Source organism: Actinophytocola sp., from assembly GCF_049647105.1.
Taxonomy (GTDB): Bacteria; Actinomycetota; Actinomycetes; order Mycobacteriales; family Pseudonocardiaceae; genus Actinophytocola.
Genome location: NZ_JBARWZ010000150.1, coordinates 20307 through 33559, shown reverse-complemented (window position 1 = coordinate 33559; position 13253 = coordinate 20307). Strand labels below are relative to the sequence as shown.

17 protein-coding genes are annotated in these 13253 nt (G+C 70.0%); 9 read left to right on the top strand and 8 right to left on the bottom strand.

Going from position 1 to position 13253, the window contains the following annotated elements:
* Positions 1-26: 26 nt before the first annotated feature.
* On the top strand, positions 27-779 hold the full coding sequence (locus WBA97_RS18630) for a DUF742 domain-containing protein (protein ID WP_424232120.1): 753 nt from the start codon (positions 27-29) through the stop codon (positions 777-779).
* Entirely contained in the window at positions 760-1377 is a 618-nt protein-coding gene (locus WBA97_RS18625) for a GTP-binding protein (protein ID WP_424232119.1), read from the top strand. The genes WBA97_RS18630 and WBA97_RS18625 overlap by 20 nt, the downstream gene beginning before the upstream one ends.
* A 181-nt stretch (positions 1378-1558) precedes the next feature.
* On the opposite strand, the gene WBA97_RS18620 is transcribed toward WBA97_RS18625, so the two are convergent.
* Complete coding sequence (locus WBA97_RS18620; RefSeq protein ID WP_424232118.1) at positions 1559-3835, bottom strand: helicase-associated domain-containing protein; 2277 nt, start codon at positions 3833-3835, stop codon at positions 1559-1561.
* A 155-nt stretch (positions 3836-3990) separates the two neighbouring features.
* On the opposite strand from WBA97_RS18620, the gene WBA97_RS18615 reads away from it, so the two are divergent.
* From WBA97_RS18615 to WBA97_RS18600, 4 genes are read left to right on the top strand one after another with little or no spacing between them, the layout of a single operon-like run.
* Complete coding sequence (locus tag WBA97_RS18615; RefSeq protein ID WP_424232117.1) at positions 3991-4176, top strand: hypothetical protein; 186 nt, start codon at positions 3991-3993, stop codon at positions 4174-4176.
* Positions 4177-4188: 12 nt separating this feature from the next.
* Entirely contained in the window at positions 4189-5571 is a 1383-nt protein-coding gene (locus WBA97_RS18610) for an NAD-dependent malic enzyme (RefSeq protein WP_424232116.1), read from the top strand.
* Positions 5572-5581: 10 nt separating this feature from the next.
* Positions 5582-6061 (top strand): cyclic pyranopterin monophosphate synthase MoaC, encoded by a 480-nt coding sequence (gene moaC, locus WBA97_RS18605; protein ID WP_424232115.1) that lies wholly within the window; start codon positions 5582-5584, stop codon positions 6059-6061.
* Entirely contained in the window at positions 6058-6963 is a 906-nt protein-coding gene (locus WBA97_RS18600) for a molybdenum cofactor biosynthesis protein MoaE (RefSeq protein WP_424232114.1), read from the top strand. Before moaC ends, WBA97_RS18600 begins: the two co-directional genes overlap by 4 nt.
* 34 nt (positions 6964-6997) lie before the next feature.
* Here WBA97_RS18600 and WBA97_RS18595 read toward each other — a convergent pair whose 3' ends face one another.
* From WBA97_RS18595 to WBA97_RS18565, 7 genes are all read right to left on the bottom strand, one after another.
* The gene (locus WBA97_RS18595) at positions 6998-7360 is read right to left on the bottom strand and encodes a VOC family protein (RefSeq protein WP_424232113.1); all 363 of its coding nucleotides are present in this window, start codon (positions 7358-7360) and stop codon (positions 6998-7000) included.
* 67 nt (positions 7361-7427) lie between these two features.
* Positions 7428-8123 carry a helix-turn-helix transcriptional regulator gene (locus WBA97_RS18590; RefSeq protein ID WP_424232112.1) on the bottom strand — a complete coding sequence of 232 codons (696 nt, stop codon included), beginning with the start codon at positions 8121-8123 and terminating at the stop codon, positions 7428-7430.
* Between the two features lie 90 nt (positions 8124-8213).
* The gene (locus tag WBA97_RS18585) at positions 8214-8879 is read right to left on the bottom strand and encodes a transglycosylase family protein (RefSeq protein ID WP_424232111.1); all 666 of its coding nucleotides are present in this window, start codon (positions 8877-8879) and stop codon (positions 8214-8216) included.
* Between the two features lie 535 nt (positions 8880-9414).
* Positions 9415-9669 (bottom strand): MoaD/ThiS family protein, encoded by a 255-nt coding sequence (locus WBA97_RS18580; protein WP_424232110.1) that lies wholly within the window; start codon positions 9667-9669, stop codon positions 9415-9417.
* A 90-nt stretch (positions 9670-9759) separates the two neighbouring features.
* Positions 9760-10614 (bottom strand): helix-turn-helix domain-containing protein, encoded by an 855-nt coding sequence (locus tag WBA97_RS18575; protein WP_424232109.1) that lies wholly within the window; start codon positions 10612-10614, stop codon positions 9760-9762.
* A gap of 17 nt (positions 10615-10631) precedes the next feature.
* Positions 10632-11153 carry a DUF6879 family protein gene (locus WBA97_RS18570; RefSeq protein ID WP_424232108.1) on the bottom strand — a complete coding sequence of 174 codons (522 nt, stop codon included), beginning with the start codon at positions 11151-11153 and terminating at the stop codon, positions 10632-10634.
* Positions 11153-11362, bottom strand: a complete 210-nt coding sequence (locus WBA97_RS18565) for a hypothetical protein (RefSeq protein ID WP_424232107.1) — start codon at positions 11360-11362, stop codon at positions 11153-11155. The genes WBA97_RS18570 and WBA97_RS18565 overlap by 1 nt, the downstream gene beginning before the upstream one ends.
* 258 nt (positions 11363-11620) lie before the next feature.
* Between WBA97_RS18565 and WBA97_RS18560 the strand changes: the two genes are divergently transcribed.
* The 3 genes from WBA97_RS18560 to WBA97_RS18550 all read left to right on the top strand — a co-directional run bounded on the left by WBA97_RS18560 (position 11621) and on the right by WBA97_RS18550 (position 13204).
* On the top strand, positions 11621-11785 hold the full coding sequence (locus tag WBA97_RS18560) for a hypothetical protein (RefSeq protein WP_424232106.1): 165 nt from the start codon (positions 11621-11623) through the stop codon (positions 11783-11785).
* Between the two features lie 240 nt (positions 11786-12025).
* Positions 12026-12343: a hypothetical protein gene (locus WBA97_RS18555; RefSeq protein WP_424232105.1), complete on the top strand. Its 318-nt coding sequence runs from the start codon at positions 12026-12028 to the stop codon at positions 12341-12343.
* Between the two features lie 66 nt (positions 12344-12409).
* On the top strand, positions 12410-13204 hold the full coding sequence (locus WBA97_RS18550; RefSeq protein ID WP_424232104.1) for an HAD-IIA family hydrolase: 795 nt from the start codon (positions 12410-12412) through the stop codon (positions 13202-13204).
* Positions 13205-13253: the final 49 nt, after the last annotated feature.

Sequence of the window (13253 nt, the reverse complement as noted above, 5' to 3'; positions counted from 1 at the left end):
ACTGCGCGGAGCGGAGGTCTGGGGTTATGCGACCCAGCCGGGCACATCTCGACAAGCGACTTCCGCGCGCCGTCGAGCAAGAGCGGAGGCGAGTAGAACAGATGCCGGAGAAAGGTTGGGAGGACCTCCCCGAGCACGATGTCGGCGAAGCACCGAACAGGTTCGACGTCGATGGTTTCCGGGCCAGGCTTTTCGGTGGCCCGGGGGCGACGCTGTACGGGGACTCCGGGATACCGGCACAGTCGAACTGGGACAGCAAGGAAATTCCCACGGTCGGCCGGGACGGGATCTCTGACAGGATCTCTGACAGTGGGGTACGCCACAGCGGCGTGCACAGCGGGGTCTACAACAGTGCTGTGCACAACAGCGGGGCATGGGGAGCAGACGAGTTCCTCGGCTCCGACGCAGGTCGCGGCGGTGGCGGCTCCGCATCGCACGAAACCGGATCGCTCGTCCGTCCGTACACCAGAACGGGCGGCCGAACTCGGTCCGATTATGATCTTGCGATCGAGGCGCTGGTGTCCACCAGCGATAGGGGGAAGGCACCGGACGCGGCGGTGCTGCCGGAGCACCGGTCCATCTGTGGCCTGTGCCTGGACACCAGGTCCGTCGCGGAGGTGGCCGCTCACCTGCGGCTCCCGCTCGGCGTCGCCAGGGTGCTGATTGGAGACATGGCCGGTATGGGACTGGTCCTGATCCATCAGAGCGGCATGGTCGTCGGCGACCGGCCGTCGATCGAATTCATGGAAAGGGTGCTCAGTGGTCTCCGCAGGCTCTAGTCCCCTCGGCCCGCGCGGCGCGTCCGCGTCCGCACCACAGCCGACGACCTCGGCGAAGATCGTGGTCGCGGGCGGTTTCGGGGTTGGCAAGACGACTCTGGTCGGCTCGGTGTCGGAGATCGTTCCGCTCACCACCGAAGCCGTGATGACCGAGGCCAGCGTGGACGTGGACGACCTGTCGAACACCCCGAACAAGGTCACCACCACGGTCGCGATGGACTTCGGTCGAGTGTCGCTGGACAGCGATCTGATCCTGTACCTGTTCGGTACACCGGGTCAGCACCGGTTCTGGTTCATGTGGGATGACCTCGTTCGCGGCGCCATCGGCGCGGTGGTCCTGGTCGACACCCGCCGTCTGGCCGACGCGTTCGCGTCCATCGACTTCTTCGAGGACCGTGGACTCCCGTACATCGTCGCGCTCAACTGCTTCGACCGGGTGCTCCACCACCGCATCGACGACGTCCGTGACGCACTCACGGTCGAGCAGTCGGTCCCGATCGTCACCTGTGACGCCCGTGACCGCGAGTCGACGAAGGAAACGCTCATCACGCTGGTCGAGCACGCCATGCACCAGCGCATGAGCGCCCGCGCAGGCTGAGAAGAAAAGCGAACCCCGCGGACCAAGGTCCGCGGGGCTTCCGCCCACCCCACCCCAAACCCGCAAGCCCCCACCCAAAACCCGCGAGTCTACGGTTCGGAACCCGCGAGTCTACGGTTCGGAACCCGCGAGTCCTCGGTTCGGAACCCGCGAGTTTGGCTTTCGGGATCGGTGAGTCGGCTCAGCTCACGACGAGGGACGCCGACGTGATGCGGTGCAGCGGGTACTGAGTGACGGCGCCGTGCGTGACGTCCCGTCCCTCGAGCACCCCGCCACCGACCCGGAACGGGTCGACCACCCGCTGGCTGGCCACCCCGCGCGAGTCGACGAACCCGATCCACACCTGGCTGTTCCGCTCGATGGCCTCGCGCAGCAGCGCCAGCGTCGCCGCCGTGTCCGCCGCACCGGTGCCCGCCGTCAGCGACACCGTCCGCCCACGCTTGGTGCCCGCCGCCGTGTCACCGGCCCGCAGCTGTTCGACCATCGCCTGAAGTCGTTCCGGTGACGCGGGCGATGGCGCACCGGCCCGCCGCGACCGGGCGGGCGCCGGCAGCCGCAGCCCCGAAGGCCGCAGGTCCAGCACCTGACCGTGCGCGTCCTCGGCCGCAGGCGCGAACCCCGCACCACGCAGCTCCTCCAGCACCTCCGCGAGCGCGACCGGGCTGACCAGCACCGTCGGCGCGATCTTGCGCAGTTCCAGCCGCGTCGCGGCCGGGTGCGCGGCCACCTCGGCCAGCAGCACCGGGTCGTCACACCGCAGGAACGCCGCCGCCGCGCCGCCCCGCAACCGCCCGTGCCGCCTGGCGACGTCGTCGATCATGTACGTCAGCGACTGCGGTACCGGCGTCCGCGACCGCGTGCGGAACAGGTCGTGCAGCTCCTCGGCCGTCCGCCCGACGTCCAGCGCCCGCCGCACCGACGACTCCGTCACCCGGTACACGGTCGCGCTGCCCGCCGACTCGACGTCCGCGACCTGCCCCATGTCGACGGCGAGCGCGGGTTCCAGCGGGCCGGGCGCGACGACCGTCAGGTCGGCCTGCACCAGCACGTGGTCCAGCGGCTCCGGCATCGAGTCGGCCATGCGTTTGGCGGCCGCGGCCGGACCGTCGGTGCCGCTGTCGAGCAGCGCCCGCCCTGCGCCGGTGAGCGCACCGAGTGCCACCAGCCCCAGCGAGGTCGCCTCGGCGAGCGTCCACCGCACGATCTCGTCCCGCAGCCGTCCTCCGCGCCGCGGCGCCCGCCACGCCAGCAACGCGGCGAGGTTGTCCGGCGATGCCACCCCGGTGCCCGCCCTCGGCTCCGCCAGCGCGGACAGGATCCGCCGCCGTTCGGCCGGTGCCGGTGGCCGCCGCAGGTCGTCCGACAGCGGCGCGAGCACCTTGTCCTTCGCGTCGCGCATGCCTGCGAGGCCCGGCAGACGCGGCATGTCGAGCCACGCGGCGGCGAGCGTGGCCCACTGGTTGGCCGGGGTGGCGGTGAGCCACGGGTCGACGACCGTCGTCGGCATCCACTCCGGGGTGGTGGCCGCCGAGCTGTCGCCGATCATGCCCGCGGCGAACAGCACCTCGGCGATCAGGCCGGCGCCGCGCTCGTCGGTGTCGAGCTCGCGGGCGACCTTGCGCAGGTCCCGCACCCCGAGGCCGCCCGCCTTCAGCACGGCGGCGGGTTCGACGGACCACAGCCGCACCAGCATTTCCGCGCGGCGCAGGAACTCCAGCGCCTCACCGGCGCCGGTCGCGTCCACGGTGGCCGACCTGTGCTGCTTGGTGTCCAGCTTCGGCTCGTCGAGCTTGACCGTGCCAAGCGCACTGTCGCCGCGGATCACGAGCGCGACCTGCCGTGGCAGCTCGACGGTCTCGGCGTCCCGCCGCAGCAGCAGGCCCATGGCGATCAGCCGCTGCACCGGCGTGGTGGCCTCGTCGAGCGGCACCTCCACGAGCGCGTCCTTCGTGCGGCCGAGCGGCGAGCCGTGCGCGAGCGTGGTCAGCAGCCGCCGCTCCGCCTCCGGCAGACCTTCGAGCAGGCCCGCGATGTCCACGCCGTCCAGCGCGTTCGACGGCCTGCCCAGCCCGGCGGGGAACATCCCGCCCGCCTCCCGCGCGGCAGGCACGACCGACAGCTCGTCGGTGCCCCACGCCAGCGCGAGCCGCACCAGCGTGTCCAGCGACTCCCGCACCCGCGCCGCGCGCACGCCGGGTCCGACGATCTCCACGACCCGCGCCTCGGGCACCGGCGCCTTGTCGGCGTCCGCGACGATCAGCGCGTCCAGCACGGCGAGGGTGAACGTGTCGAGTGCTTCCGCGGCCCTGGTCACGGACGCCCTGGTGGCCGCGCGCGCCGCCAGCACCACCGAGTCCGGCGGCGGGGGAGTCGCGAGGTCGGGGCGGGCGGACAGGAGGGCGGCCAGCGCGTGGTCGTCCTGGGCGCGCAGCCAGTCGATGAGCGTGAGACCCGGCATCCGACCACGGTATACGTTCCGCGCCGCCGCCTCGCATGGCTTGATGGCACCGCTGGGCGAAACGCCCGGTCCCGATGGTTTCACTCCGCACGCTCGGCGAACTGCGCTGTACCGCGCTCCGGTAATGTCTTGAGACCCGAGCTGAAGGAGGACGCGTGGCCAAGAAGGGCGCCAACGACGGCCGTATCGATCCGTACTGGCCTGCGGACGACGACCACGGCAACCACCCCGTCAGCGAGCTGGTGGCGGACCGCCAGGGTGCGATGGCCCCATGGGGTGACCTGGTCTTCCCGCTCGACGCGGTGCCGTACACCCACCCGCAGACCGACATCAACAAGTAGTAGGTCTCCGACATGCCGGTTCCTGGCCCTGGCTACTCCATCACCGTCCGTGTCGAGGCGCCGCCGTCGGCGAGCGCGGCGGGTGACCTGACCGGCGCCGCTGGCCGGGCAGGCGCGGTGATCACCGCGTTCGACGTCGTCGAGTCCCATACGGACCGGATCGTCGTCGACATCACCGCCAACGCCCACTCGGTCGACCACGCTGACGAGATCACCAAGGCGCTCGAGGAGCTGCCCGGCGTCACCGTCCGCAAGGTCTCGGACCGCACCTTCCTCATCCACCTCGGCGGCAAGATCGAGGTCAGCTCGAAGGTCCAGCTCCGCAACCGCGACGACCTGTCCCGCGCGTACACGCCGGGGGTGGCGCGGATCAGCCAGGCCATCGCCAAGAACCCCGCCGACGCGCGCCGCCTGACCATCAAGCGCAATACGGTCGCGGTCGTCACCGACGGCTCCGCGGTCCTCGGGCTTGGCAACATCGGCCCGGCCGCCGCGCTGCCGGTCATGGAGGGCAAGGCGGCGCTGTTCAAGAAGTTCGCCGATGTCGACGCGTGGCCGGTCTGCCTGGACACCCAGGACACCGAGGAGATCATCCGCACGGTGCAGCTGATCGCGCCCGTGTACGGCGGCATCAACCTGGAGGACATCGCCGCGCCGCGCTGCTTCGAGATCGAGGCCCGGCTGCGCGAGATGCTCGACATCCCGGTCTTCCACGACGACCAGCACGGCACCGCGATCGTGGTGGTCGGCGCGCTGCGCAACGCGCTGCGGGTGGTCGGCAAGAACCTGGCGGACGCCAAGATCGTGGTGTGCGGTGCGGGCGCCGCAGGCTCGGCCATCATCCGCCTGCTGCTGCAGAAGGGCCCCGGCGACATCATCGCGGTCGACGTGAACGGCATCGTCCACCCTGACCGCGACGACCTGGACGCGAACCTGACGTGGCTCGCTCAGAACACCAACCGCGACATGATCAAGGGCCGGGTGACCGACGCGCTGGTCGGCGCGGACGTGTTCATCGGTGTGTCCGCGCCGAACCTGTTCGGGGCCGACGCGGTCGCCACCATGGCGAACGACGCGATCGTGTTCGCGCTGGCCAACCCGGACCCGGAGATCGACCCGCTCGAGGCGCAGAAGCACGCCGCGGTGGTGGCGACGGGCCGCAGCGACTACCCGAACCAGATCAACAACGTGCTGGCCTTCCCCGGTGTGTTCCGCGGGCTGCTCGACGCGCAGGCCCGCGGCATCACCGACACGATGCTGCTGGCCGCGGCCGTCGCGATCGCGGACGTCGTGGACGGCGACCGGCTGAACGCGTCGTTCATCGTGCCGAGCGTGTTCGACTCGGCCGTGGCCCCCGCGGTGGCCGAGGCGGTCGCGCGAGCGGCTCAGTCGTAGCATCAGTCGGGTGACTGACCTGACGCACGTCGACGAGTCGGGTGCCGCGCGGATGGTGGACGTGACCGGCAAGTCGGTGACCTCCCGGGTCGCGGTGGCGACCGGCCGGATGCACACGACGGCCGAGGTCATCGGCCTCCTGGCGTCGAACGGCCTGAAGAAGGGCGACGCGCTGGCGGTCGCCCGCGTCGCCGGGATCATGGGCGCCAAGCGGACGCCGGACCTGGTCCCGCTGTGCCATCCGCTGGCGATCACCGGCGTGACGGTGGACTTCGCCATGGACGACGCGTCGGTGGCCATCACCGCGACGGTCCGCACGAGCGGCCAGACCGGCGTCGAGATGGAGGCACTGACCGCGGTGACGGTCGCGGGCCTCACGCTGCACGACATGATCAAGGCCGTCGACCCGGCCGCCGTGCTGTCCGAGGTGCGCGTGGAGCGCAAGGAGGGCGGCAAGACGGGGGTCTGGACCCGACCGGAGGGCAGATGAGCACCGCTGTCGTGATTGCCGCTTCGAACCGGGCGGCCGCCGGGGTGTACGAGGACAGGACCGGACCCGTGATCGTGTCCTGGCTGCGGTCGCGTGGCTTCGAGGTGCCGGACCCGGTGGTGGTGCCGGACGGCGAGCCGGTGCTGGCGGCCCTGCGTGACGCGGTCGGCGCCGACGTGGTCGTCACGACGGGCGGAACGGGCATCAGCCCGACGGACGCCACCCCGGAGATGACCCGGCGACTGCTCGACTACGAGATCCCGGGCCTCGCGGACGCGATCCGCGGTGCCGGTCTTCCCCAGGTCCCGACGGCCGTGCTGTCACGTGGCGTGGCGGGGGTCGTCGGCCGGACGCTCGTGGTGAACCTGCCCGGCTCGTCCGGCGGGGTGAAGGACGGTCTCGGCGTGCTGGAGAACGTGCTGGACCACGCCCTGGACCAGCTGCGGGGCGGTGACCACCAGCCGGCTTCGTGGCCGGTCGCGCGGGTGCTGCGCGCGGAGATCAGCGAGGTACCGATCACGGTCGAGGCCCACGCCGAACTGGTGGGCGACGACGCGGCAGGCGCGGTGGTGACGTTCGCCGGCGTGGTCCGCGACCACGACGGCGGCAAGGGCGTCACCGACCTGGAGTACGAGGGCCACCCGTCCGCGAAGACGGTGATCGAGGAGGTGGCGGCCGACGTCGCCGCCCGCCACAGGGGTGTTCGCGCGCTGGCGGTGAGCCACCGGATCGGTCCGCTCGCGATCGGCGACGTGGCGCTGGCGTGCGCGGTCGCGGCCGAGCACCGCGCGGAGGCGTTCGCGGCCTGCGCAGACCTGGTGGACGACGTGAAGGCCCGCCTGCCGATCTGGAAGCACCAGAACTTCACCGACGGCACGGACGAGTGGGTCAACTGTCCGTAGCGGGCCGGGCGCGACCGCCCGGCCCACGGACCGGTCAGGCGGGCGGCGCGTAGACGCCGATGTGGTTGCCCGCCGGGTCGAGCAGATGCGCGAAGGTCAGCCCGGACGGGCTCGTCTTCGGCTCGCCGACGAGCTTGCCCCCGAGCCGCTCGGCCTCCTTGGCGGTGGCGGCCACGTCCGACACGACGACGAAGAACGTCGCGCGGTTCGGCGACGCGCCTTCCGTGTCGAAGACACCGCCCTGAGGCCCGCCCGCGTCCTTCGCCGTGACCAGCCGGTAGGTGGGCGAGTCCGGATCCGACGCGAACGACCAGTCGAACAGCTCGCCGTAGAACCGCTCGGTGCTCTCCGTGTCGTCGGTGTCGATCTGGAACCAGTTGACCGTGCCGTGTGTCATGTGCTGTCTCCCTGTCGTGTGTGTGACACCACGATCGGGCTCGTCCGCGACAACCCCCTGTCGGTGTTTATGACGCGAATGCGGTGACCTGGGTCACATGACGCGGCAGGGGTAACCGCTCTGGCGACCGCGCGGGCGCGGGTTCGCCGGTGTCGTGGCCGGTGACGATCCGGTCGAGCCGGAAGACCCGCAGCTCGTCCCGCAGGCGGCACCACGCGACGAGATACCAGGTCTCGTCGCCCGCCAGGAACATCACCGGTTCCACGTCGCGTTCGGTCTGGGTGCCTCGCTTGTCGACGTACCGCAGCCGCAGCACGCGCCGCGCGGCGAGCGCGTCCTGGATGACGACCGGGATGGGCGGCGGCTCGATCACCGGGCCCAGGAACCCGACCCGGCCGGCCAGCTCGCGGGCGGCGGTCGCCTCGTTGGCGGGCATCGCCGCCATCATCCGCCGCAGCGCGCTGGCCGCGGCCTGTGCGAAGGGGGTGCCGGTCATCCGCCGCAGGGCCACCGAGACGGCGACGGCTTCCGCGGGGGAGAAGTTGAGTGGCGGCAGGGTGCGCGCCGGGTCGATGGCGTAGCCGCCGCGCCGTCCCGTGTCCGCCCAGATGGGCACGCCGACCTGCTGCAGTGAGCTGATGTCGCGTTCGATCGTGCGCACGCTGACCTCGTAGCGCGCGGCGAGCTGGCGGGCGCTACGCCGCAGCGGTGCGGCCGCCCGCAGTTCCTCGACGATGCCGTACAGGCGGTCCGTTCGGTTCACGTCGCGGACGGTAACCCGGAGCACCGACAAAAGCAGGGCTCCACCGCCGGGGGATCGCGGTGGAGCCCTGCTTCGCGCGAACTAGCTAGTTCACTTGGTGGCGAGCTTCTGACCGGGGACGATCAGGTTGGGGTCGCCGATGAACTGCTTGTTCTTCTCGTACACGGCTGCCCAGCCGCCTGCCACCTGCTGCGTCGTGGCGATCTTGGACAGCGAGTCACCCGCGACGACGGTGTAGTCGCCCGCCGGGTTGGAGGCGACCAGCACCGGGACCGCGGGGGCGGAACTGGCGGGCGCCTCGTTGCTGTTGCTCTCGGAGTCGTTGTTCGACGGTGCGCTCTGCTGCTGCGGCGCCTGCTGCTGCTGCGGCTGCTCGCCGCCGCCACCGCCGCCGCTCGCGCCCGCACGCTTGCCGCACACCGGCCATGCGCCGATGCCCTGCGTCTGCAGCACGTTGTTCGCGACGCGGATCTGCTCCGCCTTCGACGCGTTCGCGGCGCTGCCGGTGCCGCCGTTGGCGGCCCAGGTGCTCGGGCTGAACTGCAGGCCACCGTAGTAGCCGTTGCCGGTGTTGATGCTCCAGTTGCCGCCGCTCTCGCACTCGGCGATCGCGTCCCAGTTGACGGGCTGTTCGGCCGACGCGAAAGCGGGGGCCACCGCCAGAGGAGCACCGACCGCGAAGCCCGTGAGGACGACGCGGGCAATGGTGCGACGAACGCCAGTGGACGGCTTGCGGTGAGTGCCTCGATACGCCATTTCTGCCTCTGCCTCAGCGTCTGGCAAAGCGCCGTTAAGGCTCTCTGTCCCGGTCCGGAGACTTTCTTTCAGTCGGGGGATATCCCTGCGTGCCCGCCGGATCGGGATGACGCTCCGGGCGCTCAGGTGCTGGTTGGTTCGGGGCCAACCAGTGAGCGACGGTACGTACGAAATCGAGGCGTGCCCAATTATCTGTTACGTGACCGTCGTCATAGTAACACTATTAGATGTGCTGCGATTGGTGCTGTTATCGCAGGTCATCGCGGCGTTTCGCGCCGTGATAGCGCCGTGATCATGGCGGGATATTTCCTGCCGGCTGAGGTTTGAGTCACGTTATGGAAGCAGGCGTGAAGAGCGTGTTTGCTGCACGCTGAAATCGGATGATTACATGCGGCAAAGGCTGGGTCAATTCGGCGGGGGCACGAACTTCGAAGTCGATCTACAGAAGCGGGCACGGGAACGCGGGTGACTGTGGCATATCCGCCCGTGATCGGTTGGTAACCGCTCTTGTCGAATTCTTCGATCGAGCCGCCGGTCAGCCGCCCGCGAACGGAGGCAGGACGTCCAGGTCGGCGCCGTGGGGGACGGTGCTCGAGAAGTCCCGGACCGCGATCCCGTCCAGCAGGAAGCTGCACGCCGTCAGCACGCGGGTCAGTTTCTCGCCGTGCCTGGTGCCCAGTTCGGTCACCAGGTCGCCAACGGTGGCGCCTTCCGGCACGGACACGGTCTCCTCGGACAGGCCGACCGCACCCCGGGCGCCCGCGAAGTAGCGCACTCGGACGTTGCTCACGCCTCCAGGTTAGCGGGCCGATACTTGCCGACATGTCGATGTTCGTCAGTCGCGTTCAGCCGCCGCGAGCGCGCCGGTGCCGAGGCCGTTTCAACGCTGTGGGTCGGCCTGCTCCGCCCACCGGCGGCGACACGCCGCGATGATGGCTCGCGCGTCGTCGCCCTCGACCGCGCGGGACCACAGGGCGTCAGCAAGGCGGTTGAAGATCGCGACCTGCTCCTCGTCGTCGATGCGGAGCTCGCCGGCAGCATGCTCGACGAGGACCTCGTCATCGACCACCCAGAAACCGGCGGGCAGTAGGTGCGGCAGCTGCCGGAACGCGGGAAGCACACCGAACCGCACGGCCGGCAGGCCGATCACGGACATGAGCCGGTCGAGCTGTGCCGCCATCACGGCCGGTGGACAGACCGCGGTCGAGAGTGCCGATTCGGCGACGAGGATCTCGATGCGGCGGCCAGGCTCGTAGAGGATCTGCGAGCGTCGCATCCTCGCCCGCACGGCCTCGTCGACGTCGCCGGGCGGGAGCTCGAGGAGCTCGGCCTGCGTCACGAACACGCTGCGTGCGTAGTCCGCGATCTGCAACAGACCGGGCACGGCCATCACGTCGACCGCGCGGATCACGCCGGCGGCGCTCTCCTCGCGTGCGTCCGACTCCTGCCGTGCTTGGTGGCCGGCGCGTACCTGCCTGCGCCAAGCGCCGTGCGCGACGCGTAGCTCGCGAAGCTGTTCGCGCAGTAGCTCGAGATGGTCCTCGGCGCCGCATGCCCGCAACCACGCGATGAGGTCGGCGTCGCTCGCCATCTGCTTGCCGCGCTCGAGCTTGCTCACCTTCGACGGATCCCAGCCGAGGCGGGCGGCAAGATCCTTCGACTGCAGGCCGGCTGCTTCTCGCAGGGCGGCCAGCTGGTCTCCGAACTCCAGCCGCCGCGTCTCGTAGCTGGGCACTCAATCCTCGGGCAGGGTCACGGGGCCTCGGGGGAGACCCATTCGCGGTACGGGATCGAAGCATCCCACGCGCGATCACGAGCAGCTCGGAACGGGGCCACCGCGGCCGGGTCCTTGATCAGGTCGGCGCCCACGACACCAGTCGGCCCGAAGTGCATCACTGCCACGCGCGCATCGTCGAACAGCCAGAAGTCCCGATCCGGTAGCCGCAGCTCGAGTGCGCGGGCCGCAGGCAACACGCGGATGTCCTCGCCTGCCTCGACCGCCGGCGGGGTGAGGATCTCGAGCTCGTACCGCTGGTAGTCCGTCGGCGGTTCGTACATCACGCGTACCCGTCCGAATCGTCTGCCAGAGGCTCGGACGTCCGCGATCCACTCCCACCAGTCCGCCATCCACTCGAGGTTGTCAGGCTCGCCAGCGCGCCAGCGGCGAAGCGGCTCGCGCTCCTCGGGCTCGTCGTAGGCAGGCTGGATCTCGAGGCGCCAGGCAGACTCGTCGAAGTCCTCGAACAGGTCCTCGAACTCATGGCGGGCCAGCATCACTCCCCCGTTGGTAGAAACCGCAGCAGGGCGGCAGGCACTTCGACGATGTCCTCGTGGTCGGGCAGCCCTCGCCGGTGGGCCTCGGCGAGCGCTTCCGGGTCTCTGACCTTCCATCCCTGGATCAGGTAAGTGCCCTTGTCGGTGGCAAACGCCGTCGGTGAGCCGCTCTTACCACTGTCGACGGTCCCCAGATGCGTGACTTTCACCGTGATTGCTCCAATCTTGGTCGCTCTGTGCATATGTGCTGATCAAGCCGGTGAGGGCACCGTAGTCGAGGCGACCGATCGGGTGCACTTCGTGCTCTAGTATGCCACATGCTTGAAAAGTGCGTCAAAATTGCTCCAGACTGGCGTCGATGGACACTGCCGGATGACGTACCTGCTCGCGCACGGATTCGCCCTCGCTCGGTTCGCCGAGCGAGGGGCAAGCGCCATGCCCTCGGTTCCGGATCTCCGGAGGCCACCTTGAGTGAGGAGCGCTTCTTCTTCGGGGTGGTCGTGGTCTCGATCGTGATCGGGATCGTGCTCGCGCTGACCGGCTACGAACCGTCCGTCGGCTACGGGTCGGAACCGCCGGACGAGACGTGCACTTTCGACCCCGCTGGCCAACTGGAGTGCGAGGAGGGTTGATCGATGACCCAGCAACATGACCGGTCCGGATCGGGTCCCGTTCTCGGGTCGGTTGAATCCCTGACCCCCAGACGTCGGACTCCCGGTCCCTCCCAGGGGTCCGGCGGGCGCAGTGTCACCCCCGAGCCACTGCGCCCGCCGGGGGCCACTGTGCCTTGTGACCGGTGCGAGGGTGGTAGCCGACCGCCTGCCGGCGCCGTGGTGTGTCCGGTCTGTACCGGACGGGACGAGGTGGACTTGGTGTGGGCCGTGTCGGGCTACGACGGGCAGGCGCACGCGTTCGTGGTGTCTGCCGACGAGGCCGTTGACCTCGTCTCGGCGCCGTGGCCCTGCTGGCACAGCGTGCCCAAGGCCAAGGTGACGGACTACGCCGACGGGGTCCGAAAGTGCCCGGCCTGCCTGATCACGGTCGCCACGGGCATAACGGCACAGGTCGAGGCGAGTGCCTCCGTGATGATCGCGGACCTACCGGCGGGCCTGGCCGACATCTACGACGGTCGAGAGGATCTCGGCCCGACCACGAGCTGGAACCGGGGCCTTGCTCACGGCTCCGGGTAAGTAGACCGCTATTTGTCGACATGTCGATGTTCGCCCGTGTTCGCGTTCAGCCGCGACAATGGAGGCATGGCCGAACCGCGCAAGTGGACATACCTGATGGACATGGACGGGGTCCTGGTGCGCGAGGAGCACCTCGTCCCGGGGGCCGACGAGCTGCTCGGCGAGCTGCGGGCCAGTGGCAACCAGTTCCTCGTGCTCACCAACAACTCCATCTACACCCCGCGTGACCTGCGGGCGCGCCTGCACCGCACCGGCCTGGACGTGCCGGAGTCCTCGATCTGGACCTCCGCGCTGGCGACCGCGAAGTTCCTCGACTCGCAGCGGCCGGAGGGCTCGGCGTTCGTCATCGGCGAGGCGGGCCTGACCACGGCACTGCACGAGATCGGCTACGTGCTGACCGACCGCGACCCGGACTACGTGGTGCTCGGCGAGACCCGCACGTACAGCTTCACGTCGATCACCACCGCGATCCGCCTGGTCGAGCAGGGCGCCCGGTTCATCGCGACCAATCCGGACGCGACGGGCCCGTCCCGCGAAGGTTCGCTCCCCGCGACCGGCTCGGTCGCCGCGCTGATCGAGAAGGCCACCGGCCACGCGCCCTACTTCGTCGGCAAGCCGAACCCGCTGATGATGCGGTCCGCGCTGAACACGCTCGGCGCGCATTCCGAGGCCACGCTCATGATCGGCGACCGGATGGACACCGATGTCCGTGCCGGCCTGGAGGCGGGCCTGCACACGATTCTCGTGCTGACCGGCATTTCCACCCGGGAAACGGCGGAGCGTTTTCCGTTCCGCCCCGGCCGGGTCATCGACTCGGTCGCTGACCTGGTCGGGAGCGTCGACGACCCGTTCCCTGGCTGATCGCCTGCCCACTTGTTGCCGACTGCGAAGCGTGCGATTTCCTCCTGGC

Bases quoted from the DNA above. Each gene is read 5' to 3' on its own strand.
- WBA97_RS18630 (WP_424232120.1), top strand. From the start codon at position 27: ATGCGACCCAGCCGGGCACATCTCGACAAGCGACTTCCGCGCGCCGTC.
- WBA97_RS18620 (WP_424232118.1), bottom strand. From the start codon at position 3,835: ATGCCGGGTCTCACGCTCATCGACTGGCTGCGCGCCCAGGACGACCAC.
- WBA97_RS18610 (WP_424232116.1), top strand. From the start codon at position 4,189: ATGCCGGTTCCTGGCCCTGGCTACTCCATCACCGTCCGTGTCGAGGCG.
- WBA97_RS18600 (WP_424232114.1), top strand. From the start codon at position 6,058: ATGAGCACCGCTGTCGTGATTGCCGCTTCGAACCGGGCGGCCGCCGGG.
- WBA97_RS18595 (WP_424232113.1), bottom strand. From the start codon at position 7,360: ATGACACACGGCACGGTCAACTGGTTCCAGATCGACACCGACGACACG.
- WBA97_RS18585 (WP_424232111.1), bottom strand. From the start codon at position 8,879: ATGGCGTATCGAGGCACTCACCGCAAGCCGTCCACTGGCGTTCGTCGC.
- WBA97_RS18570 (WP_424232108.1), bottom strand. From the start codon at position 11,153: ATGCTGGCCCGCCATGAGTTCGAGGACCTGTTCGAGGACTTCGACGAG.
- WBA97_RS18550 (WP_424232104.1), top strand. From the start codon at position 12,410: ATGGCCGAACCGCGCAAGTGGACATACCTGATGGACATGGACGGGGTC.